Origin of the sequence: Agrobacterium sp. CMT1, assembly GCF_037203725.1 — a bacterium.
Taxonomy (GTDB): domain Bacteria; phylum Pseudomonadota; class Alphaproteobacteria; order Rhizobiales; family Rhizobiaceae; genus Agrobacterium; species Agrobacterium pusense.
Genome location: NZ_JBBCAR010000018.1, coordinates 194,923 through 219,480, shown reverse-complemented (window position 1 = coordinate 219,480; position 24,558 = coordinate 194,923). Strand labels below are relative to the sequence as shown.

Annotated in this window: 14 protein-coding genes; 6 read left to right on the top strand and 8 right to left on the bottom strand. The window is 59.7% G+C overall.

Annotation, left to right across the window (positions count from 1 at the left end):
• Positions 1 to 3: 3 nt before the first annotated feature.
• From WA845_RS22220 to WA845_RS22200, 5 genes are all read right to left on the bottom strand, one after another.
• Positions 4 to 1,281, bottom strand: coding sequence for a TRAP transporter large permease subunit (locus WA845_RS22220; RefSeq protein WP_112553114.1), 1,278 nt, complete (start codon positions 1,279 to 1,281; stop codon positions 4 to 6).
• 4 nt (positions 1,282 to 1,285) lie between these two features.
• Complete coding sequence (locus WA845_RS22215) at positions 1,286 to 1,816, bottom strand: TRAP transporter small permease (protein ID WP_004444021.1); 531 nt, start codon at positions 1,814 to 1,816, stop codon at positions 1,286 to 1,288.
• Between the two features lie 21 nt (positions 1,817 to 1,837).
• Entirely contained in the window at positions 1,838 to 2,998 is a 1,161-nt protein-coding gene (locus tag WA845_RS22210; protein ID WP_112553116.1) for a fumarylacetoacetate hydrolase family protein, read from the bottom strand.
• Between the two features lie 195 nt (positions 2,999 to 3,193).
• On the bottom strand, positions 3,194 to 3,910 hold the full coding sequence (locus WA845_RS22205) for a FadR/GntR family transcriptional regulator (protein ID WP_035207984.1): 717 nt from the start codon (positions 3,908 to 3,910) through the stop codon (positions 3,194 to 3,196).
• Between the two features lie 119 nt (positions 3,911 to 4,029).
• Positions 4,030 to 5,475, bottom strand: a complete 1,446-nt coding sequence (locus WA845_RS22200; protein WP_035207983.1) for an FAD-binding oxidoreductase — start codon at positions 5,473 to 5,475, stop codon at positions 4,030 to 4,032.
• Positions 5,476 to 5,675: 200 nt separating this feature from the next.
• Here WA845_RS22200 and denD point away from each other — a divergent pair, with 200 nt between their 5' ends.
• From denD to WA845_RS22180, 4 genes are all read left to right on the top strand, one after another.
• Positions 5,676 to 6,662 carry a D-erythronate dehydrogenase gene (gene denD, locus WA845_RS22195; RefSeq protein WP_112553118.1) on the top strand — a complete coding sequence of 329 codons (987 nt, stop codon included), beginning with the start codon at positions 5,676 to 5,678 and terminating at the stop codon, positions 6,660 to 6,662.
• Positions 6,659 to 7,561: an NAD(P)-dependent oxidoreductase gene (locus WA845_RS22190; RefSeq protein WP_004444009.1), complete on the top strand. Its 903-nt coding sequence runs from the start codon at positions 6,659 to 6,661 to the stop codon at positions 7,559 to 7,561. The genes denD and WA845_RS22190 overlap by 4 nt, the downstream gene beginning before the upstream one ends.
• Before the next feature lie 9 nt (positions 7,562 to 7,570).
• Positions 7,571 to 9,355: a dihydroxy-acid dehydratase gene (locus WA845_RS22185; protein ID WP_112553120.1), complete on the top strand. Its 1,785-nt coding sequence runs from the start codon at positions 7,571 to 7,573 to the stop codon at positions 9,353 to 9,355.
• A gap of 110 nt (positions 9,356 to 9,465) precedes the next feature.
• Positions 9,466 to 10,440 (top strand): pyridoxal-phosphate dependent enzyme, encoded by a 975-nt coding sequence (locus WA845_RS22180; RefSeq protein WP_112553122.1) that lies wholly within the window; start codon positions 9,466 to 9,468, stop codon positions 10,438 to 10,440.
• Positions 10,441 to 10,451: 11 nt separating this feature from the next.
• Here the strand turns inward: WA845_RS22180 and WA845_RS22175 are convergent, their stop codons facing one another.
• The gene (locus tag WA845_RS22175; RefSeq protein WP_112553124.1) at positions 10,452 to 11,555 is read right to left on the bottom strand and encodes an FAD-dependent oxidoreductase; all 1,104 of its coding nucleotides are present in this window, start codon (positions 11,553 to 11,555) and stop codon (positions 10,452 to 10,454) included.
• A gap of 227 nt (positions 11,556 to 11,782) precedes the next feature.
• Here WA845_RS22175 and WA845_RS22170 point away from each other — a divergent pair, with 227 nt between their 5' ends.
• Positions 11,783 to 11,926, top strand: coding sequence for a hypothetical protein (locus WA845_RS22170; RefSeq protein WP_004443999.1), 144 nt, complete (start codon positions 11,783 to 11,785; stop codon positions 11,924 to 11,926).
• A 76-nt stretch (positions 11,927 to 12,002) separates the two neighbouring features.
• On the opposite strand, the gene WA845_RS22165 is transcribed toward WA845_RS22170, so the two are convergent.
• Positions 12,003 to 13,181, bottom strand: a complete 1,179-nt coding sequence (locus WA845_RS22165; protein WP_162719096.1) for an amidohydrolase — start codon at positions 13,179 to 13,181, stop codon at positions 12,003 to 12,005.
• A 564-nt stretch (positions 13,182 to 13,745) separates the two neighbouring features.
• Here WA845_RS22165 and WA845_RS22160 point away from each other — a divergent pair.
• Positions 13,746 to 22,241 carry a GH36-type glycosyl hydrolase domain-containing protein gene (locus WA845_RS22160; RefSeq protein WP_112553126.1) on the top strand — a complete coding sequence of 2,832 codons (8,496 nt, stop codon included), beginning with the start codon at positions 13,746 to 13,748 and terminating at the stop codon, positions 22,239 to 22,241.
• 526 nt (positions 22,242 to 22,767) lie between these two features.
• Here the strand turns inward: WA845_RS22160 and WA845_RS22155 are convergent.
• The gene (locus WA845_RS22155) at positions 22,768 to 24,534 is read right to left on the bottom strand and encodes a glucan ABC transporter ATP-binding protein/ permease (protein ID WP_004443992.1); all 1,767 of its coding nucleotides are present in this window, start codon (positions 24,532 to 24,534) and stop codon (positions 22,768 to 22,770) included.
• Between the last annotated feature and the right edge of the window lie 24 nt (positions 24,535 to 24,558).

The following is a 24,558-nucleotide window of genomic DNA, read 5'->3' as shown; positions in this document are numbered from 1 at the left end:
CACTTAACGTAGGTACTGCAGAGGCACGAGGACGATGTCCGGGAAAATCACCAGCATCGCCAGCACGATGGTTTCGGCGACGAGGAACGGCCAGACACCGATCGTGACCTTGCCGAGCGGGATGCGGCCGACGCCGCTGACGACGTTCAGCACCACGCCAACCGGTGGGGTAATCAGGCCGATGGCGTTATTGATGATGAAGAGAACACCGAAATAGACCGGGTCGATGCCCGCCTGCTTGATGATGGGCATCAGAACTGGCGTCAGGATCAGGATGGTCGGCGTCAGGTCAAGCGCGGTGCCGACGACGAAGACCAGCACCATGATGACAGCCATCAGCAGCATCGGACGGTCGATCAGCGGCTCGATGTAACCGGCAACTTCGTTCGGAATGTTCGCAGCTGTGATAAGCCATGCGGAGACGAGGGCCGCGCAGACCAGGAACATGATGATCGAGGTGCTCTTGGCGGCGCGCAGGAGCACGTGGAACAGGTCCGCCGGCTTCAGTTCGCGGTAGATCACCATGCCGACGAAAAGCGCATAGGCGGCAGCCACGACGGCGGCTTCCGTCGGCGTCATGATGCCGGCCTTGATACCGCCGAGGATGATGACGGGCATGCCGAGCGCCCAGCCGGCGCGGGCCGTGGCTGTAACGCGTTCCTTGGCCGTGGTTTTCGGCAGCGGCTTGACGTTATCCTTGCGCACCACGATCAGCCAGGCGACGATCAGTGAGATGCCCATCAGAATACCGGGCACGATACCGGCAAGGAAAAGCTGGGTGATCGAAACGTTAGCGGCGACACCGAAGACGATGAACGCCATGGACGGCGGAATGACCGGGGCGATGATACCGCCGGCTGCGATCAGGCCGCCGGAGCGCGGAATATTGTAACCGGCCTTCGCCATCATCGGGATGAGGATTGCGGCAAGGGCTGCGGTATCGGCTGCGGCCGAACCGGAGATGCTGGCCATGATGATGGCAGCGACGATGGCCACGATGCCGAGGCCGCCCCTGATATGGCCGACCAGCGCGATCGCAAAGTCGATGATGCGGCGGGACAGGCCGCCGGAATTCATCAGTTCGCCAGCGAGAATGAAGAAGGGGATGGCAAGCAGGGTGAAGGTGTCTGCGCCCGAGATCATGTTCTGCGCGATGATAGCGGTGTTGAACATGCCCATGTACCACATGAGCACGACGCCACAGAACATCAGCGAGAAAGCAACGGGAACGCCAATGGCCATGGCTCCCAGAAGAGAGCCGACAAAAACGAAAAGTGTCATGGTATCAGCGCTCCGAAAGCTGTTCGATCGTCAGGTTCTCGCCCGCAAACTGGGCGATTTCGTCTTCCGTCACGCGTCCCGTCAGAAGGCGGTACAGGCGTTCCAGCGCGATGACGAACATCAGGCCGCCGGTGAACATGCCGATGCCATAGACCCAGATCATGGAGAGCTTGGTGACCGGCGCGTGCATGCTGGCGTTGATGCCAGACTGTTTCCAGGTGCCCCAGAAGAAGATGGCGGAACAGGCCAGGATGATGATGTTCGAGATGATCATGCAGACGATTCGGGCGCGGCGCGACAGAAACATCACGAGCGTTTCAATGCCCATATGGCTGTTCTCGCGGAAGGTCAGTACCGCGCCGAGGAAGGTCAGCCACACAAAAAAGTAGCGTGACAGCTCTTCCGAGACATTGATGCCGGAATTCATCGTGTAACGCATGACGACGTTGACGAAGACCATGATCGACATGCCAGCAAGCAGCGCGACGAGAATGATTTCGAGAATCCGGTAAAAGAGATTGATGGTCTTTTGCATTTTCCCCTCCCGAAGAAATATCTAGAGCAGCCCTCGTTTCGCCAGGTTGCGCATCAGTGCCGCGGTGCCGAACGTCCATTCCGGGCATTCGTCAGTCGTCGTGACCCAGTTGATCAGCTTACCGAGCTTGGGCGTGGAGATTTCGACACGGTCACCCTTTGAATGGGTGAAGCCGAGACCTGGGCCATGGCGGTCCTTTACCGGCGCGAACATCGTGCCAAGGAAAAAGACTGCGCCGTCAGGATATTGGTGGTTACGGTTCAAGAGCTGCGAAGCGAGGTTTTCCGGCGTGCGGCTGATCGCCTCCATGGGGCTGATGCCCGTCATGGTGAAACCATCCTCTCCTTCGACCAGAAGAGAAATCTGCGCCTTCTTCACATCTTCAATGCTGAAGTTGCCATCGAACAGGCGGATGAACGGGCCTATTGCGCAGGAGGCATTGTTGTCCTTCGCCTTGCTGAGCAGCAGGGCGGAGCGGCCTTCGAAATCGCGCAGGTTGACGTCGTTGCCGAGCGTCGCGCCGACAATGCGACCGTCAGAGGTGATGGCCAACACCACTTCCGGCTCAGGGTTGTTCCACTGCGATTTGGGATGGACGCCGATCAGGGCACCGCAGCCGACGGAGGCCATGGCCTGCGCCTTGGAGAAGATTTCCGCATCCGGGCCGATGCCCACTTCCAGATATTGCGACCAGAGGCCCATTTCCTGGAGCAGTTTTTTCACCTCGGCGGCTTTTTCTGAGCCGGCCTCAAGTCCCTTGAGATTGTCGCCAAGAACAGGCGCCAGCCGTCCGCGAATTTCCTGCGCACGCAGCGGATCGCCCTTGGCCTGTTCCTCGATCACGCGTTCCAGCATGCTGTCGGCGAAGGTGACACCTGCAGCCTTGACGGCCTGAATATCGTTGGGAGCGAGGAGATCGCCGGCTGAGCCGTCCAGAAACGCGTCCAGCGCGCCTAAGGCGACGAAAGTACCGGTGTCCTTGAGCTGCTCCACCAGGTCGGTCTTCTCCAGAAGCTCTGACATGGTTGGAGAAACAGACGTGAGGTCATAAAGCACGCCATCCTTGAGGAGGACGGGGCAGGGGCCGCCTTCGCTTTTCGACCAGACGCGGCCGACGAGCAAAGCGTTTTCATAATCCTCAGGCAAAATTGCGGTAGCGTCGATCGACCTTACGCCGGCCATGTATATCCTCCCCTTTCAGACTTCCGACAGGCCGCCTCCTGCGGTCTTATTGTCTGGATGTCTGACAACCTAATCTTATTCTTCTTAGTATGACTTTTCGAGCGAGTCTAGCGGTCTCGCGGACAAATTTATCATGTATCGCTCATGAAGCGCGGAAACCTGTCCTATAGCTTGACTGCCAGTGACTTTTTGCAGTCAAAATATATCCAGCTCCAGATTGACGCGGCTTGCCGCACCGATCAGATGCTTGCGCATCGCGTTCTTGGCCGCGGGCGCATCAGCTTTTTCCACGGCCTCGTAAATTGCCACATGTTCGGCAATCGTTACCTCGAGAATTTCCCCAAAAACCGCCCGGGAGAAAGCGATGTTGATGGCGGAACTGATGCGCTCCGCAATGAAGCCGAGGAACATCAGGAAATATTCGTTTTGTGTGGCCTCAGCCAGAATACGGTGGAAGTCCAGATCGGCGGCAACGCCTTCCGTCGACCAATCGTCAGCGGTTTTCATCTTTTCCAGTGCCGCGGCCAGTCGCGCCAACTGCTGCGGGCTACGATGCAATGCCGCCAGCCCTGCTGCTTCTATTTCCAGCGGCATGCGAAGCTGGAAAAGATCGCGGAAGTTCTCCGGATCGTTCAGCCGGGAGCGCTCGATACGGATGGACAGTCTCTGCCGGGGATCGGTGACGAATGCGCCCACGCCCTGCCGGGTTTCGACGAAACCTTCATTGCGCAATTGTGCTATCGCCTCGCGGATGACAGAGCGGCTCACCCCGAAGGTTTTTGCCAGCACATGTTCAGTCGGCAGCCTGTCGCCCGGCCCGAGTTTCGAATCGTTGATCTCGCGTGCGATCTCTGCGGCGATGCGGCCGGGGAGATGATCGTTGCGATGTATCTGATTGAACTCCAGCGTCATGGTTGCTCCCGTTCCACAGAAACGATTGGTTCGTTTTTCCCGCTGCAGACGACTTCCTCCTTCGCCGTCAGCGGGGTTTTTTAAGGCGGCGTTTTTCAGCCGCCTCTGCCGTGCCTTGATTAGCTATCCGGTTGCAGGGTTATCTGGCAACCGGGATTCATCCGCAAATCAGGGTCGAAGGTGTTTTTCAGGCCAGTGATCATCCGCCGCTGCACGTCAGATAGCCGGCTTTCGAAATCCGAGCGTTTCAACCGGCCGATGCCGTGCTCGGCGCTGATGCTGCCGACGTAACGGTCGAGCACCTCATTGACGAGCGTTTTGGACTTGTAGATGAATGCTTCGCGCTCTTCCGGCGTCGAACCGTTTGGCGGCAGCACGTTGAGGTGGACGTTTCCGTCTCCCACATGGCCGTAGGAAACAGCGAGGCACTCCGGCAGTTTTTCCGCCAGTTCCGCCTCGGCTTCGGCCACGAAAGCCGCGAGTTTTGACAGCGGTACGGAAATATCGGTGCGCATATGGCTGCCGCGCAGCGCCTGGCCTTCGTTCATGCCTTCGCGGAATAGCCAAAGCGATTGCGCCTGCGCCCGTGACGATGCGATGACGCCATCCAGCACCAGCCCGTCTTCCATGACGCCTTCGAGGAAGCGGCCCATCAGGTCTGCGGTGTCGACCAGGCCGGAGCCTGAAATTTCCATCAGTACATAGGCCGGGTAGTCACCGGCGATCGGCATTTTAAGGTCGGGGATTGCCTCGATCGCCAGCGTGAAGGCGACCGGCGGCATAAATTCGAAGGCAGACATCAGGTCGCAGCATTCGCGACGGGCGCGACGGTAAAGCTTGATGGCATCGTCAAGCGAATTGAGGCCGAGCAGCGCCGTTTCGACGTGTTCCGGATTGGGGTAAAGCTTGACGGCAACGGCGGTGATAATGCCGAGCGTTCCTTCCGCACCGATGAAAAGCTGCTTCAGGTCGATGCCGCGATTATCCTTGCGCAGCGTCGACAGCCCATTCCAGATAGTGCCATCCGGTAGCACCACTTCGAGACCCAGGACCAGTTCGCGCGTCATCCCGTACCGCAGCACATTGATGCCGCCGGCATTTGTGGAGACATTACCGCCTATACGGCAGCTACCCTGGGCCCCAAGTGATAGCGGGAAGAACATACCCTTGTCCTGCACCGCGTCCTTGAATTCCGAGAGAATGCAGCCCGCTTCCACGACGGCGGAAAAATCATCGCTGTCTATGGTGCGGATGGCGTTCATGCGCTCGAGGCTCAGAACGACTTGGCGTTTAGGCGCATCAGGAATGCCGCCGAGTACAAGACCGGTATTGCCGCCCTGAGGGATGATGGCGAGTCCGAGTTCGGCGCAGGCGCGCACCGTATCAGATACTTCCTCCGTCGACCGGGGACGGATCACGGCTACAGCCGAACTGGTGACGTCGCCATGCCAGTCCCGGCAATAACGCAGCATGTCCTCCGGCGACGTGAGCACCAAAGCCTCGCCCAACCTGTTCTTCAGCGAGAATCGCAATTCCCCGATATCGTGTTCGCTGACGATCGTCATTCCACCCTCTCCGCTCAATCCGCCCTGAAATGTCCGGGCAAGGCTTCTTCGCCCTTGCTTTTGCCGGTTTGTGAAAAAATACTATTTTCAACTCGATCATATAAGGTTATCAGACAACCTTACAAGCTAATTTATCGGTCGGTTGGCTGATGATGTTTTTTCGGTCTCGGGAGAACGACCGGGACAAAGAGGAGGAAGACATGCATATCGCAATTATTGGCGCCGCTGGCATGGTGGGCCGCAAGCTGACGCAGCGTCTCGTCAAGGACGGGTCACTGGGTGGCAAGGCGGTGGAGAAATTCACGCTTATCGACGTGTTCCAGCCCGAAGCGCCCGCCGGTTTTTCCGGTGCCGTCGATGCGCGCGCGGCCGATCTTTCCGCACCTGGCGAAGCCGAAAAGCTGGTCGAAGCCCGTCCGGATGTCATCTTCCACCTTGCCGCTATCGTCTCCGGCGAAGCCGAACTCGATTTCGACAAGGGCTACCGCATCAATCTCGACGGCACGCGTTATCTCTTCGATGCCATCCGCCTTGCCAACGGCAAGGATGGCTACAAGCCGCGCGTGGTCTTCACCTCCTCGATTGCCGTCTTCGGTGCGCCGCTTCCCTATCCGATCCCGGACGAATTCCACACCACGCCGCTGACCAGCTACGGTACGCAGAAGGCTATCTGCGAATTGCTCCTGTCCGACTACAGCCGCCGCGGTTTCTTTGACGGCATCGGCATTCGCCTTCCCACTATCTGCATTCGTCCCGGCAAGCCGAATGCGGCTGCCTCCGGCTTCTTCTCCAATATCCTGCGCGAGCCGCTGGTTGGCCAGGAGGCGGTTCTGCCGGTGCCGGAAAGCATTCGCCATTGGCACGCCTCGCCGCGTTCCGCGGTCGGTTTCCTTATTCATGGTGCCACGATCGACGTCGAAAAGGTCGGCCCGCGCCGCAACCTGTCGATGCCGGGCCTCAGCGCCACCGTCGGCGAACAGATTGAGGCACTGCGCAAGGTGGCGGGGGAAAAGGCCGTCGCCCTCATCCGTCGCGAGCCGAACGAGATGATCATGCGCATGTGCGAAGGCTGGGCACCCAGTTTCGAAGCCAAGCGTGCCCGCGAACTGGGCTTTACGGCGGAAAGCTCCTTCGAAGAGATTATTCAGGTTCATATTGAGGACGAACTGGGAGGTTCACTGAAATGAGTGGCGGCGGGGAGGAGAAGAAGCGCTCGGTCGCCTTTATCGGCACCGGCCTGATGGGAGGGCCGATGGCCCGGCGCCTGCTGGGTGCGGGCTTTTCGGTCACGGTCTGGAACCGCAGTGTCGATAAGGCCGAGGCTCTTGTTGCCGATGGCGCGGTCGTCGCGGCATCGCCGGCAGATGCAGCCAAGGGCGCCGATATTGTCATCACCATGCTGAGTGACGGCAAGGCCGTGGGCGAGGTGCTGTTCGAGGCCGGTGTGGCCGAAGCGCTGAAAAAGGGGGCTGTCGTCATCGACAGCAGCTCGATTGCGCCGCCGATCGCGCGTGAACACTCCTCCCGGCTTCAGGCGCTTGGCATCCATCACGTCGATGCACCGGTTTCGGGCGGTGTGCCGGGCGCGACGGCCGGTACGCTCGCCATCATGGCCGGTGGAGACGAGGCGCTGATCGCGGATCTTGCTGATGTCTTTGCACCGATGGGCCGGCTCACCTATGTGGGTCCCTCGGGTGCCGGCCAGCTCTGCAAGCTCGCCAACCAGCAGATCGTCGCCATTACGATCGGCGCGGTTGCCGAAGCGATGATGCTGGTGGAAGCGGGAGGAGCCTCTCGCGAAGGTTTCCGCAATGCCATACGTGGCGGCTTTGCCGAAAGCCGGATACTGGAATTGCATGGCGAACGCATGGTGAAGCGCAATTTCGTGCCGGGTGGTCCATCCAAATTCCAGCTCAAGGATCTGAATGGCGTGTTGGCAACCGCGAAGGACCTGTCGCTTACCCTGCCGCTTACGCAGCAGGTGACGCGGGAATTCGACGACTTCGTTGGTGACGGCGGTGCCGATATCGATCACAGCGGCATCCTGCTTTACCTCGAAAAACTCAACAACCGCGAACAGGGCTGAGGCAGGCTTATGAGCGACGAGAAGACACCCATGCGCCGGCTGCGATCGCAGGACTGGTTCGACAACCCTGATCATCTCGACATGACGGCGCTCTATCTGGAGCGCTTCATGAATTATGGCGTAACGCCGGAAGAACTGCGTTCCGGCAAGCCGGTGATCGGCATCGCCCAGAGCGGCAGCGATCTTACGCCCTGCAACCGCGTCCATGTGGAATTGGTGAAGCGTGTGCGCGACGGCATCCGTGATGCGGGCGGTATTCCTATCGAATTCCCGACCCATCCGATGTTCGAAAACTGCAAGCGCCCGACGGCGGCGCTCGACCGCAATCTTGCCTATCTCAGCCTCGTGGAAGTGCTTTACGGCTATCCGCTCGACGGTGTCGTGTTAACGACGGGCTGCGACAAGACCACGCCCTCGGCACTGATGGCGGCAAGCACGGTCGATATTCCGGCCATCGTGCTCTCCGGCGGGCCGATGCTCGACGGTTATCATGAGGGCGATCTGGTCGGTTCCGGCACTGTGATCTGGCGCATGCGCCGCAAATATGGCGCTGGCGAAATCACCCGGGAGGAATTTCTGCAGGCGGCTCTGGAATCCGCGCCATCGGTCGGGCATTGCAACACCATGGGCACGGCGTCGACCATGAACGCCATGGCGGAAGCGCTCGGCATGTCGCTTACCGGCTGCGGTGCAATCCCCGCCGCTTACCGTGAACGCGGCCAGATGGCCTATCGCACCGGTCGCCGCGCCGTCGAACTGGTTGTTGAGAATATCAAGCCCTCGGACATCATGACGCGCGAAGCCTTCCTGAACGCGATCCGCGTCAACTCGGCAATCGGTGGCTCCACCAATGCCCAACCGCATCTCGCGGCGATGGCGAAACATGCGGGCGTTGAACTCCGTGAAGAGGACTGGCAGGTCCACGGTTACGATATTCCGCTGTTGGCCAACATACAGCCGGCCGGCAAATGGCTCGGTGAGAAATATCACCGCGCCGGCGGCACGCCCGCCATCATGTGGGAGCTTCTGCAGGCGGGCAAGCTCGATGGAAGCTGTCGGACCGTGACCGGTAGAACAGTGGCTGAAAATCTGGAAGGTCGGGAATCGACCGACCGAGATGTGATCCTTCCTTATGAAAATCCGCTGAAGGAACGGGCAGGTTTCCTGGTTCTCAAGGGCAATCTGTTCGATTTCGCCATCATGAAGACGAGCGTGATCTCGGCGGAGTTCCGGCAGCGCTATCTCAACGAGCCGGGGCACGAGGGAATTTTCGAGGGCAGATGCGTGGTTTTTGACGGTTCGGAAGACTATCACGCCCGCATCAATGATCCGTCCCTCGATATTGATGAGCGTACCATTCTCGTCATTCGTGGTGCGGGGCCGCTTGGCTGGCCCGGCTCGGCCGAGGTCGTCAACATGCAGCCGCCGGATGCGCTTTTGAAAAAAGGAATCACCAGCCTGCCGACGATCGGCGACGGCCGGCAATCGGGAACGGCGGACAGCCCATCCATTCTCAACGCCTCGCCCGAAAGTGCGGCCGGCGGTGGCCTGGCCTGGCTTCGCACGGGCGATGTGATCCGCATCGACTTCAACAAGGGCGAGTGTAACGCGCTGGTGCCGGATGAGGAGCTTGCAGCCCGCAAGGCAGACGGCATTCCCGCTGTTCCCGCGGATGCGACGCCCTGGCAGCGCATTTATCGTCAGTCGGTAACGCAGCTTTCGGACGGCGCGGTTCTGGAAGGCGCTGCGGATTTCCGCCGCATTGCCGAGAAGATGCCCCGGCACAATCATTGATCACACGACCAGAATCCCCGGCCACGTCCGGGGATTTTTCTTTTCGGGCGGTTTCGTAAATGCGTGTGACCTCATAAGGTGCCTGCACATCCGCATTATAGGGGCAGGACATGACTGATATTTCGATGATAGAAGCCGCGCGGGAGCGCATCGGCACTCAAGCGGTTCGCACGCCGCTTCTCTCATCACCTTTTCTGGACGAGATTGCCGGGCGAAAGCTCTTCGTAAAAGCTGAATGCCTGCAAAGAACGGGTTCCTTCAAGTTTCGTGGCGGCTGGTCGGCCGTCTCAGGCCTGCCTGCGGAGGTCCGCGCCAAAGGCGTCATCGCCTTTTCCTCCGGTAACCATGCGCAGGGCGTGGCGCTTGCCGCCAGCTTCCACGGCGTTCCCGCCGTCATCATCATGCCGATGGATGCACCGAAGATCAAAATCGACAATACCCGTGCTTATGGCGCGGAGGTGGTGCTTTATGACCGCGCGAATGAGGATCGCGATGCCATTGGGGACCGCATTTCGCGCGAGCGCGGGTTGACGCTGATCAGGCCTTATGACGAACCGCTGGTCATTGCCGGGCAGGGGACGGTGGGGCTCGAGATTGCTGAACAGGGCGCGGAACTGGGTATCGATTCAGCCGAGATCCTGGTGCCGTGCGGCGGCGGTGGCCTTACATCCGGCATATCCCTTGCGCTTGCAGCGAAAGCACCGAACTATAAGGTCAGGACTTCGGAACCGGAGCGGTTCGATGATGTGGCACGCTCTCTTGCCTCGGGCAAGATCGAGCGGAACGCCACGACCTCGGGTTCGATCTGCGATGCGATCGTTACGCCGCAGCCCGGTAACATTACCTTCCCGATCATGGTTAGGCTTTGCGGGAAAGGCATCGCCGTGACTGAAGAGGAAGCGCTGCGGGCAATGGTTCTCGCCTTCAACCGGCTGAAGATCGTCGTTGAGCCCGGTGGGGCGGTGGCCCTGGCGGCGGCCCTCTTCCATGGCGATGAACTGGAGAGTGAAACGGTGATCGCAGTCGCTTCCGGCGGCAATGTCGATCCGGAGGTCATGACGGGTGCGCTGTCCCGTTTCGGCTGAGCGGGTTGGGATCAAGCCCCAAGCCGCGCCGCGACCTCGTTGGCGATGGCCAGCGAGGCAGTAAGGCCGGGGCTTTCGATGCCGAAGAGATTGACGAGACCGTTGACGCCATGCGTCTCCGGCCCGTCAATGCGGAAATCCATAGCGGGTTCGTCCGGACCTGAAATCTTCGGCCGGATTCCAGAATAGGCCGGGATCAGCGCATGGTCGGGAAGGCGCGGCCAATAACGCCGTATCGCATCATCAAAACCTTCCATGCGTTGGGGATCGACGGCGTAATCGATGGCGTCCACCCACTCCACATCCGGGCCGAAACGAGCCTGGCCAGCAAGATCGAGGGTGAGATGTACGCCAAGGCCATGAGTATGAGGTGCCGGATAGATGAGCCTTGAAAAGGGTGACTTGCCGGCCAGCGAAAAATAGCTGCCCTTGGCGAAACGCGCCTGCGGGATACCATCCTCCGGCAATCCCTCTATCTTTCTTGCCACCATCGGCGCAACAAGTCCGGCGGAATTGATGAGCAGCCGGCACGTCAGGCTGGTGGGCTCCGCGCCGCCGACGTGGATCCGAAAACCATCGCCCGCCACTTCCGCCCTTTCGAAGGGGGTGTTGACGGCCATGGCTGCGCCGTGATCCTGTGCGTCTCCGAACAGCGCCAGCATGTATCCGTGACTGTCGATGATACCGGTCGAAGGTGACGTAAGGGCTGCAACGCAGGTGAGCGCGGGTTCGAGTAAAACCGCCTGTCGTTCATCAATCAGCTCAAGATCGTTACATCCGTTGGCCTTGCCCTTCTCCTGGAGAGTGGCGAGCATGGCCGTCTCTTCATGGCTCGTGGCGACGATGAGTTTGCCGCAGCGGCGATGAGCAACGCCGTGGCTCTGGCAGAAAGCATAAAGACGCTCCTTGCCCTCCACGCAAAGTCGGGCCTTGAGGCTTCCAGGCGGGTAATAAAGGCCTGCGTGGATGACTTCGCTGTTGCGGGAGGAAGTGATCGAGCCAAATTCCCTTTCGCTTTCCAGGATGACGACGAAGAGGCCGCGCATAGCGAGTTCTCGCGCTGTCGCCAGGCCGATCACACCGGCTCCAATGATGATGGCGTCGATATCTGTCATGGTATTTTCCGTGTCCGCATTGCCTTCAGACGGAAAGCGCCCCGTCGCGCTGATGCAGCGCAATGGGTAGATTGATGCTTGCTGCCCGGCAAGTTGCAATCCGTATTTTTCCCGATGCACCTATCTTATGGAATATTATCTCTACTGAAACGGTGGAGAATAAAGCTATTCTACGAGTGAAATAAGCAATGCCCGCTTTGAAGGGCCGAGCAGGAAGGGAGTGTACAATGTCTTATTCCAAGGCAGGAAAAGTAAAAGACTTTGTTTCGCAGCCCCAGTCGCCGCGCAACTGGAAAGATTCGGTTCATGCGGCTCTCGTCGGCGTTTGCATGGCCTTTGTCGCTGCCGTCATATTCGGTCTCGTTCCCTGATCCTCCCGATCTTCTCATCAGGTAATTTGAGAACAAAAGGCCGGTCGCTCCTCCGACCGGCCTTTTTCATTCCCATTCACGACTTCAGGTAATCTTCCGCAAGATCGACCCAGAAAGCGGTTCCGATTGGCAGGATTTCGTCGTTGAAATCAAATTTTGGATGGTGCAACGGCGGGTCGTTGTCGGTTCGTGCGGTGCCGAGGAAGAAATAACAGCCCGGTCGTTTCTCCAGCATGTAGGCGAAGTCTTCCGCGCCCATCGACGGGCGCTGCATTTCTGCGACCTTTTCAGGCCCGGCAAAACGGCGGGCGAGATCGGCGACATAATCCGTTTCCGCCCTGTGGTTGACGGTTGCATTATAACCGCGTTCGTAATCGATGGTGACGCTCATGCCGTAGCTGGCCGCCTGGCCTTCGGCTATCGCCCGAATGCGCTTTTCCAGCTCATCGCGCACGCCCGGATCGAAGGAACGGATGGTCAGTAGCATTTCCGCCGTTTCGGGAATGACGTTGCTGGCAGCACCGGCATGGAAGGCGCCAACGGTGACGACCGCCGACAGCTGCGGATGGATGTTGCGTGAAACCACCGTCTGCAGCGCCATGATGATGCTTGCCCCGGCAACGATAGGGTCAGCGGCATCCTGCGGTTCGGCACCGTGGCCGCCATAACCGTTGACGGTGATCTTGCACTCGTCGACCGCGGCAAGGATCGGCCCGTCGCGCAGCACGAACTGCCCGAAGGGCAGGCCGGGGTCGTTGTGGAGTGCAAAAACCGCATCGCAGGGAAAGCGGTCGAACAGGCCGTCCTCGATCATGATGCGGGCGCCGCCGAAATTTTCCTCCGCCGGCTGGAAGATCAGATGCAGTGTTCCGTTAAAATTCCTGCGCTCGGCTATGATCTTCGCTGCGCCGAGCAGCATGGCAGTGTGGCCATCATGGCCGCAGGCATGCATCACGCCCTGATTGGCGCTCGCATATTCCGTCCCCGTTTCTTCGTGGATCGGCAGGGCGTCGATATCGGCTCGAATGCCAAGCGTGCGCGTGCTGTCACCATTGCGCAGCGTGGCGACAACGCCAGTGCCGGCGAGCCCGCGCGTTACCTCGTACCCCATCGCCAGCAATTGTTCGGCAATGAAATCCGAGGTCTTGAACTCGGAGAGCCCTATTTCAGGGTGACGGTGCAGGTGGCGGCGGATTGCCACCACATCCGGCATATGATTGGCAAAAGACGTCATGGTGGCGGTCTGTCTGGTCATTTTCGAAGTCCCGAGTTTCGCCGTTTTTTACGGTGCTTTTTCAAAATGACATAGCAGCATATGCATGGGCATGTAAGGGGCGCCGCAGGCACTCAGACAGCCTGAAATTCAGCGCTTGCATCGGGTCGCGACAGGTGGCATGGAACTATTGATGTCCTGGGGCATTAGCGTCTTTCGGATGTAGCGCGAACCGTTCCGGTTTCGTGTTGCCCTTCAGGTTATCAACGGGGGACCATCGGGCGTTGCGCGCACAAATTTCGCCGTCGGGGAGGGTGCGAAATCCGGTCGGAACGGCGTTGCCGGGCCGCAGGATGAGATCTTTCTGTCACCGGAAGCTCCCTGCACGCGCTGATCTCAAGCCCCGCAAACAGATTGCAAACATTGTGCAGCAGTATGCGGCGCCTTCCTGCCGGACGGTCCTCTCATCCAGGCGTCCGGTCCGGTTCACCGAAGGTTCAGGATAAGTCATAAATATAGCGTGGCCGATTTTCGTGTGTGTTCCCGCCACGGACGAAATGCCGGCCAAGTCGAACAAGTCTCCATAAAGTTCAGAATACGAGCCCGATGTCATTTCATATCACCCCGACCGCCGCCGCCCGTGATTCCGAGACGAAGCAGATCGATCATAATGATTCGATCCGCGCGTCCTATATGACGGTCGAGGAACTGCATGATGCGGGCGCCGCGCTTTCCCGCGATGGCGCCGACAGCCTTCCCGGCTTCATGGAGTTCGATTTCTTCGAGCGTCATCGCGAGAATGAAAAGGAAATCCTCAGGGTCTATCGCACAACGGCGGTCGACGCGGAAAATGGCGCGACGATAACGCCAGCGGCGGAATGGCTTCTCGACAACCATTACGTCATCGAAGAGGCGATCCAGGAAGTCCGCCGTGATTTTCCGCGCAAGTTCTATCGCCAGCTGCCGACAATGACGGTGGGCGGCGTGACGATCCCGCGGGTCATGGCGCTCGGCTGGCTTTATGTCGCCCATACCCACAGCACGGTATCGCGCGAAAACATGACGGCGCTGGTGGATGGCTACCAGACCTCGAAGACGCTGCAGATCGGTGAATTGTGGGCGCTGCCATCGATCATCCGTTTTGTCCTAATCGAAAATCTTCGCCGCATCTCCATCCGTGTGGAGCGTTCGCGCCGCATGCGCCAGAAGGCGAATGAGGTGGTCGACGAGATTATCCGCCTGAACGATGCGGAAGCGTCGGCAGCACTTCTCAAGCAGGTCGATTCGCTGGTCGATGACCCGACTTTTGCGACGCAGTTCCTTTATCGTCTCCGGAACGGTTCGCAGACCTCCGGTTTTGCCGTTGCCTGGCTCGAAGAGCGTCTTCACGCTGCCGGCACCGACGCTGAAAACGTGATGATGTCGGAGCATAATCGCCTTGCCTCCGGCAACGTGACGATGGGCAACATCGTCAAGAGCCTGCGCGAGATCGATGATACCGAATGGTCGGTGTGGTTCGAGGAAGTCAGCCATATCGACAAGGTTCTGCGCGAAGAAACCGATTACGAAACGCTCGATTTCGGCTCCCGGAACACCTACCGCAATACCATCGAACTTCTGGCGCGTCGTTCTCCCAAGACCGAAGTTGAGGTCGCCCGTGCCGCTGTCGAAATGGCGCGTACCGATATGCCCGTAGGGGCGGACGAGACGCATCCCGTCAATGTCGGCTCCGTGCTGGTGGGTCAGCGTCGTTTCGAGCTCGAAAAGGCGCTGGGATACCGGCCCCTGGTATCGCAGCGTATCGTCCGGGCGATGCGGAAGTTCAACTGGCTGGCAATTGCAGCGCCGGTGCTTCTCATCACCGCGGTCGCCATGCTGGCGGTCGGGTGGTTCCTCGCCGAAGCGGGCATGCCCTGGTATGTTGTCACCGCTTTCCTGCTGATGTTCGCTCTGCCCGCCTCGGAGGGCGCGACCGGCCTCTTCAACACCCTTGTCACCTTCTTCGTGAAACCGTTCCGGCTGGTCGGATACGAGTTCAAGAATGGAATTCCCGAGGACGCGCGCACATTGGTCGCCGTGCCCTGCATGCTGACCAGTCGCGACAGCGTTGACGAGATGATGCGCAATATCGAGGTGCATTATCTCGCCAATCCGCATGGTGAGATCTATTTCTCGCTGGTGAGCGACTGGCGCGACGCGCAATACGAGCAGTCCGAGGATGATCTTGAGATACTCGAATATGCCAAGCGCGAGCTGGCAACACTGAACAGCCGCTACGCCTTTGACGGCAAGACACGATTTTACCTTCTGCATCGTCGTCGCATCTACAATCCGGCCGAAGGCTGCTGGATGGGCTGGGAGCGCAAGCGCGGCAAGCTGCATGAGCTGAACATGCTGCTGCGCGGCGACAAGGACACGACGTTCCTCGGCGGCGCGAATATAATTCCGGAAGGTGTGAAATATGTCATGACGCTGGACGCCGATACGCGCCTGATGCGCGATGCGGTGACGAAGCTGGTCGGCAAGATGCACCATCCGATCAACCGCCCCAGGATCGATCCTGAATCCGGTCGGGTGGTCGAAGGTTACGGTCTGCTGCAGCCGCGCGTCACACCTTCCCTGACCACGGGCAAGGATGCTTCGGTTTTCCAGCGTGTCTTTTCCATCAACCGCGGTATCGATCCCTACGTCTTCACGGTTTCCGACGTTTACCAGGACCTGACCTCCGAAGGCACCTTCACCGGTAAGGGTCTTTACGACGTGGATGCTTTCGAGGCGGCGCTGAAGGGCCGTATCGAAGAAAACTCCGTCCTCAGCCACGATCTGCTTGAAGGTTCGTTTGCGCGTTGCGCGCTGGTGACCGATGTGGAGCTCGTGGAGGACTTCCCGACGCGCTATGAGGTGGAAGTTTCGCGTCAGCATCGCTGGGCGCGTGGCGACTGGCAGCTGCTTCCCTATATTCTCGACCGCGCCCGCGGCGTCACCGCTATCGGACGGTGGAAGATGGTCGACAATCTGCGTCGCTCACTGACGCCGATCGCCTGGTTCTTCGCCTCGATCCTCGGCTGGTATTTCATGGATCCGCTCGGGGCGCTGATCTGGCAGATCCTGCTGATCTTCTCGCTCTTCGTTGCACCGACGCTTTCGCTGCTTTCCGGCCTTGTGCCGCGTTCGACAGACATCGTGCCGCAGGCGCATTTCCACACCATCTGGTCTGAAATCCGCGCCACCAATGCGCAAGTCGCGCTGAGAATCGTCTTCATCGCCGATGCCGCCTGCATGATGACAGATGCGATTGCGCGTTCGCTCTACCGCCTGCTCGTCAGCCACAAGTTGATGCTGGAATGGCGCACCGCCGCCAGTATCCAGTCCAGTGCGCAGGGCAGCATCATCGATTATTATCGTCAGATGTGGCACGCCCCCGTTGTGGCGATGCTCGGCCTTCTGTTCGCGGCGCTGCCGGGCGACAATGCCTTCCTGATCGGCATTCCCTTTACGCTGCTGTGGGTGCTGTCGCCCGCCGTTGCCTGGTATGTCAGCCAGTCAGCCGAGACCGAAGACCGGCTGTTCGTTTCCGAGCACGTCTCGTTCGAACTACGCAAGATCGCGCGCCGTACCTGGCGTTATTACGAGACCTTCGTGACACCGCAGGAAAACCACCTGCCGCCGGACAATTTCCAGGAGACGCCGGAGCCGATCGTTGCCTCGCGCACGTCTCCCACCAATATCGGCGTCTATTTGCTCTCCGTCATCTCCGCGCGTCAGTTTGGCTGGATCAGCTTTGCCGACACGCTGGAGCGCATCGAGAACACGATCCAGACCGTTGAGAAGATGGAAAAATATCGTGGCCATCTCTACAACTGGTATCACACCGATACCTTGCAGACGCTTGGACCGCGTTACGTTTCGGCCGTGGACAGCGGCAACCTCGCTGGCCATTTGATTGCGGTTTCTTCCGCTTGCCGCGATTGGGCGGAAGCGCCGTCGGCGCATCTTCAGGGCAACCTCGACGGTATCGGCGACGTGGCCGGTATTCTGCGCGAAACGCTGAAGGCCTTGCCCGACGACCGCAAGAACCTGCGGCCGCTGCATCGCCGTCTCGAAGAGCGTATCATCGGCTTCTCGAACGCGCTGGCATCCGTCAAGCGCGAGCACGAATTCGCCTCCATTCGCGTCATCAATCTGGCGGTGCTTGCGCGTGACATTCAGAAGCTCGCCACCAATGTCGACCACGAGGTGAAGTCCACACAGAGCACGGAAGTGACGCGTTGGGCGCAGTTGCTGGTCGAGTGCTGCGAAGCCCATATTTCCGACAGCGCCATCGACCTGACCAATGTCGAGCCCTTGCGCCAGCGTCTCGCTTCGCTGCGCGACCGCAGCCGCAATCTCGCTTTCTCGATGGATTTCACGTTCCTTTACCGCAAGGATCGCCGCCTTCTGTCCATTGGCTATCGCGTCGAAAGCAAGGAGCTGGATGAGGCCTGCTATGACCTTCTGGCGTCGGAATGCCGTCTGACCAGCCTCTTCGCCATCGCGAAGGGCGATCTGCCGACTGAGCACTGGTACCGCCTTGGCCGTCAGGTCGTGCCGATCGGTGCGCAGGGCGCGCTGGTGTCCTGGTCGGGCTCCATGTTCGAATATCTGATGCCGCCGCTTGTGATGCAGGAGCGTCAGGGGGGTATCCTCAACCAGACCAACAATCTGATCGTCAAGGAACAGATGAATCACGGTCGCCGTCTCGGCACGCCATGGGGCATTTCCGAAGCGGCGTTTAATGCCCGCGATCACAACATGAACTACCAGTACACCAACTTCGGTGTGCCGACGCTGGGCCTCAAGCGTGGCCTTGGCCAGAATGCGGTAATCGCGCCCTATGCATCGATCCTCGCCAGCCAATACGATCCGGATGGTGCACTTGAAAACCTCGACAAGCTGCGCAAGCTTGGCGCACTTGGCCAGTATGGTTTCCACGATGCGGTGGATTTCACGCCAACGCGTGTGCCGGATGGCAAGGTCTGTGCGGTAGTCTACAACTATTATGCCCACCACCATGGCATGTCGATTGCGGCCGTCGCCAACGTCGCCTTTGACGGCGTGCTGCGCGAGCTCTTCCATTCCGATCCGGTGATCGAGGCGGCTGAACTGCTGCTGCAGGAAAAGGCGCCGCGCGAAGTGCCGGTCATGAGCGCCAAATACGAGCCGGAGACCCCCGGCAAGGAACAGGCCGACCTGCTGCGGGCGGAAGTGCGTTCCATTGCCGATCCGGCGGTACGCGACCGTGAGGTGGTGTTCCTGTCAAATGGTCACTACTCGACTATGCTTACCTCGACGGGTGCAGGTTATTCGAAATGGAACGGGCAGGCGATTTCCCGCTGGAAGGCCGATCCGACCGAAGACCGCTGGGGCACCTTCATCTTCCTGCGCGACACCACCAACGGGCAATGGTGGAGTGCGACTGCGGAGCCGCGTGTCTTCGAGGGTGAAAAGACCAAGACAGTCTTCACCGACGACAAGGCCGAGTTCCACAAGACCACCGGCGACCTGCAGAGCGTTGTCGAATGCATCGTCGCCACCGAGCACGATGCAGAAGGCCGCCGCGTCACCCTGCTCAATGTCGGTTCCGAGGATCGCTATATCGAAGTGACTTCCTATATGGAGCCGGTCATTGCGTCTGAGGATGACGACAACGCCCATCCGCTCTTCTCGCGCATGTTCGTGCAGACGGAGATCGGCCGGCGTGGCGACGTCATCCGCGCCTGGCGCAACCGTCGCAGCCCGAACGAGCCGGGCACCGTCATTGCGCATCTGGCCGCCGATAATGCCGGCCCGTCGCGCCCGACGGAATTCGAGACGGATCGCGCCAAATTCATCGGTCGTGGCCGTTCGCTGCGCGAAGCGGCGGCTTTCGATGCCGGTGCGACGCTTTCCAGCACTGACGGCTTCACGCTCGACCCCATCCTGTCGCTGCGACGCACCGTGCGCGTGCCGGCAGGCAAGAAGGTGAGCGTGATCTTCTGGACGATTGCCGCGCCGAGCCGCGAGGAAGTCGACAAGGCGATCGACCGTTATCGTCATCCTGATGCTTTCGCGCATGAACTCGTTCATGCCTGGACGCGTACACAGGTGCAGATGCGCCATGTGGGCGTCACCTCACAGCAGGCGGCCGCCTTCCAGCATCTCGGCCGATATCTGACCTATCCCGACATGCATCTGCGTGCGGATTCGGAAACGCTGAAAACAGGACTCGCTTCGCAGCGCGCCTTGTGGCCGCTTGCGATTTCCGGCGATTTCCCGATTTTCAGCCTGCGCATCAACGACGATATGGACATGGACATCGCCCGTGAGGCGCTGAGTGCCCATGAATATCTGCGTTCGCGCGGCGTGATCTTCGATCTCGTTATCGTCAACGAACGGGCCGCATCCTACGCGCAGGACATGCAGCATGCGCTGGATCATATTTCCGAAGCACAACGCCGCATCAATCCCGCCGATGGCGGTCGCCCGCACGTCTTCTCCGTGCGCCGTGACCTGATGGATGAAGAGACGTGGAGCGCGCTTCTGGCCGCTTCCCGCGTTGTACTCCATGTGCGCAACGGCAAGATCGTGGACCAGATCAACCGCGCGGTATCGCTGTTTGCGGCCCATCGTGGTCCCGATGGCACAAGCGACGCCGCACAGGCCCGTCTGCCGGTCCCGGCTTTCCCGGTTGCGGAGCCGGTCGAAGACGCGGGCGATCTCGATTTCTGGAACGGATTCGGCGGCTTCGCCAGGAACGGACAGGAATATGTGGTGCGTCTCCATGGTGGGCAGTCCACCCCGCATCCGTGGATCAACGTCATCTCGAACGAGAATTTCGGCTTCCATATTTCGGCCGAAGGCGCAGGTTTCAGCTGGAGCCGCAATTCGCGCGATTATCAATTGACACCGTGGAGCAATGACCCTGTCATCAACCGGCCGGGCGAGGCCTTCTATGTCGCCGATGTGGACACAGGAAAGCTCTATACGCCGTGTGCCGCGTTGTCGCGTGATCCAGAAGCCATGTTCGAAACCCGTCACGGCCTGGGTTACTCCATCCTGACCGGCGTTGCCGACACACTTGAAGTCGAGGTGACACAGACCGTCGATCGTGAAAAGCCGGTCAAGTTCTCGCAGGTCATCGTTCGCAACAAAGGGTCCAAAAGCCGCAGGCTGAAGGTTTATGCCTATGTCGAATGGGTGCTGGGCAATAACGGACAGAAATCAGCGCCGTTCATTCTGAGCAGACATGATGCGGGCAACAACGCAATCTTCGCGTCGAACCCCTACAGCATCGACTACAGCGCACGCACGGCGTTCCTGACGCTTGATACGGAGGCGAGCGGTTTCACTACCAGTCGTCGGGAATTCATTGGCCGCTTTGGTTCGGCACAGGCTCCGCAGGCGATCGTGTCGGGTAACGCACTCAGCGGCAGCACCGAGGTTGACGGCGATCCCTGTGCGGCGCTGATGCAGGAAATCCACCTTAAGCCCGGCGAAGAACGACACATGACCTTCATTCTGGGCGATGCCGATAATGCGGAAGAGGCCGAGGCGCTGGTGAAGGATGTCCGCCGTGTGGATTTCCAGTCCGTGCTGGAGGAAAGCAAGGCGTTCTGGACCGGTTTTACCGGCCAGTTACAGGTGTCCACGCCGGATGCCGGCTTCAACCACATGGTCAACAATTGGCTGCCCTACCAGGCGCTGGCGTGCCGCATTCTGGCGCGCACGGCCTTCTATCAGTCGAGCGGCGCCTTCGGCTTCCGTGACCAGCTTCAGGATACCCTGGCGTTCCTGCTCTACCAGCCGGATCTCGCTCGCAAGCAGATCCTGCGCGCAGCCGGCCGGCAGTTCCCGGAAGGCGACGTTCAGCACTGGTGGCTGCCGCTGACAGGCGCCGGTGTCCGCACCACTATCTCGGACGACGTGGTATGGCTTGCTTATGCGATCAACCAGTATGTTTCGGCGACCGGCGATATCGCCATTCTGGATGAGAGCATTCCATTCCTGAAGGGGCCGGCGCTGATGCCCGGCCAGCACGACGCTTTCTTCCAGCCGGAAACCAGCGACAAATCCGCGACGCTCTACGAACACGCGGCGCTGGCGCTCGATCTTGCCATTCATCGCACCGGGGAGAACGGTCTGCCGCTGATCCTCGGCGGTGACTGGAACGACGGCATGAACCGCGTCGGCGTTGGCGGCAAGGGTACCAGTGTCTGGCTCGGCTGGTTCCTTTCCGGCGCCTTGCGCGATTTCATTGAAATTGCGGAAAAGCGCGGTGATGCGGATCGGGTCGGCAGATGGGCCTCGCACCGCGAAAAACTGCGCAATGCGCTCGAAACCTCAGGGTGGGATGGCAGCTATTATCGTCGCGGCTATTTCGACGACGGCACGCCGCTGGGTTCCGCCGGAAGCGAGGAATGCCGGATCGATTCGCTCGGCCAAAGCTGGAGCGTTCTCTCCGGCGAAGGCGAAGAGGCCCGGTCGCGGCAGGCAATGGATGCGGTCATGGAGCATCTGGTGGATGAAAAGACCGGCATCATCCGGCTATTCACGCCGCCATTCTCGCGTGCGCCGCACGATCCGGGCTACATCAAGGGATATCCGCCAGGTGTGCGCGAAAATGGCGGACAATATACCCACGCGGCGACCTGGGTGGTTCTCGCTCTTGCCAAGCAGGGCAGGGCGCAGGAGGCCTGGAACTGCTTCAAGCTGCTCAACCCGGTCAACCACGCGCTCGATGCGGCAGCGTCGGAAACCTATCGGGTCGAACCCTATGTGGTGACCGCGGATGTATACGGTGAAGGCGCTTATGCGGGCCGTGGCGGCTGGAGCTGGTACACCGGCTCGGCCGGCTGGCTCTACCGTGCCGCTGTCGAGGGTATTCTCGGCATCACCCGCATTGACGGCAGGCTGCATATTTCACCGTCGCTGCCGGATGACTGGAGCGGTTTCTCGGTGAAGATCACGCTCGACGGCAAGGCTAGAGACATTGCCGTCAGCCGCAAGCCTGGCACGGCGGAGATTTCGGTGTCTGTCGATGGCAAGGACTTGGCGGCCGGCGAGAGGGTGATCCCCTTCGACTGAGACGGGCGGGCCTTCGGTTTGCTTTTTAAGTCGGGCTCCTGCGGTGACGCAGGGGCCCGAATTTTGTTGGGAGGTTCCCCGCCTTCGATGTTGTTTGGCGTTTGGGGCATGGCGCCTGTACGGCGATACAGCGCCGGCAAGAACGCTCAACGGGCGGTCAATGCGAAGCAAAGGCACGATGGCAGCAAATCGAGACCGATAGACCATTTCGCATATTTTCCGACGCATGAAGGGCAGATGCTGTACAGAGACTTCTTGGTCCCCCGTGGCTACAGCATCACCCGTGAGGCGCTGGATGCAACGCAGACAGCGCGGCGGGGTATAGAGTTTTCCAAGCCGCAAGCTCCGAACGAGATCGACCGAGAAATTGAGCTTCTCAGCACAACGGCTGCAAAAATTCGGTGGTGAATAAGACGGTTGGGGGACTGAGGTAGAAGCTTCGTGATGTCCCGATATTTTCGAAGCAGACAACGAAAAAGGGCGGACACGACAGTGCCCGCCCTTTTGGCATTCCATTCGTTGAGCCTCAGGAGGCTATCGCCTTTGGCCGGGGCTGCTGGCCTTCGTCTTCCGTCAGCAGGCCGCTGGTGCGCAGCAGGGAGGTAAAGCGACCGCCGCGTTGGCTTAGCTCATCGAAGGTGCCCTTTTCGATGATCCGGCCCTGATCGAGGAACAGGACGAGATCGGCATCGCGGACAGTGGAAAGGCGATGGGCGATGATGAAGGTCGTGCGGTTCTTTCTCAGCGCATCCACTGCGGCCTTCACACGGGCTTCGGTTTCCACGTCGAGTGCACTGGTTGCCTCGTCGAGAACCAGAATGGGGGCGTTCTTCAGGATCGCACGGGCGATGGCGATACGCTGGCGCTCGCCGCCGGACAGGCGGTTGCCGCGTTCACCAACCTGGGTCAGATAGCCGTTGATGCGGCTGTCGATGAAATCCGTCGCCGCAGCGGCCGCCGCTGCTTCCACCACTTCGGCATCGGTGGCCGATTCACGGCCAAGGCGGATATTTTCGCGGATCGAGCGGTTCAGCAGGCCGGCATCCTGAAAAACCGTGGCGATGGAGTTGCGGAGCGAATTTTTCGTCACCGTCGAAATATCGGTCCCATCGATCAGGATCTGGCCGGAATCGGGATCATAGACCCGCTGCAGCAAGTTGATGAGCGTCGTCTTGCCGGCACCTGTCGGTCCGACGATCGCGATCGTCTCGCCGGCCCTTGCCGTAAAGGAGACATCGTGAACGCCCTGCTTGGTGTTGGCAAAACCGAAATTGACATTGCGGAATTCCACGGTGCCGGAGACATTCGACAATTCACGGGCATCGCCCGGTTCTTCTCGTTCCTTGACGGAATCCTCGAGGACGAAGAAGTCCTCAAGCTTGGCGCGGGCTTCGAAAATCTGCGTCACGAACTGGCGCATCTGGTCCAGACGGCCTATCAGGAGATTGGCGAAACCGATGAAGGCGATGACATCGCCGACGCGCAGCTCGCCGTTCTTCACCAGCACGGTGCCGATCACGAGAATGATCATCATCGAAACGGTGGAGGCCGTGCGGTTCAGAGCGCTCGCAAAGGCCCACCAGTCGAGCACGGGATATTGCGCACTTAGCAGCTTTTCGGTGAAGGATTTCAGCGCTTTGGTTTCAGCCTCGATGCGGTTGTAGCTGTGCAGCACGGAAACGTTGCTGATGGAATCGCTGACATGGGCAAAAACGCTGTGATAATGCTCTTCGACCGAAGCCTGGCCATCCTTGGTGCGGCCCATCACCCATTTGCCGATGAACCAGTAGACGATGCCGAGGCCAATCAGCACGAAGCTGAGGCGCAGGTCCATGGACATGGCGGTGGGCACAAGCAGCACCAGCGCAACGAAGGTCGCGAGATGGGTGCGCATGAATTCCAGCCATAGGCCGAAGAGCGTTTCGCTGGCGCGCAGGAGGGTGTGCAGGGCATTGGACGTGCCGCGCTGATGGTGCCAGGAAAGCGGCATCGAGATGATGCGCCCGAAGGCCTCCGTCAGGAGCGAAGCGCGCCTGCCATGCGCCAGCCGGTCGGCTTCGCGGGCGACGGCTACGTAAGCCACGGTGTTGAAGACGCCGAATCCCGCCCACAATATGAGAATGGACGTGACATTGGAGCCAGAAGAAATGGCGTCGATGATCCGGCCGAACAGCACGGGTTCGGCAATGGTGATCGCTGCAAGAATGACGTTGGCGATGACGACGACAGCCACACGCCATTTATGAACGGTCAGATAGCGCAGAGCGCGTGTGTAAACCTGAAACAAGGTCAAATTTTCAATCCAGTCCGGGCGTCT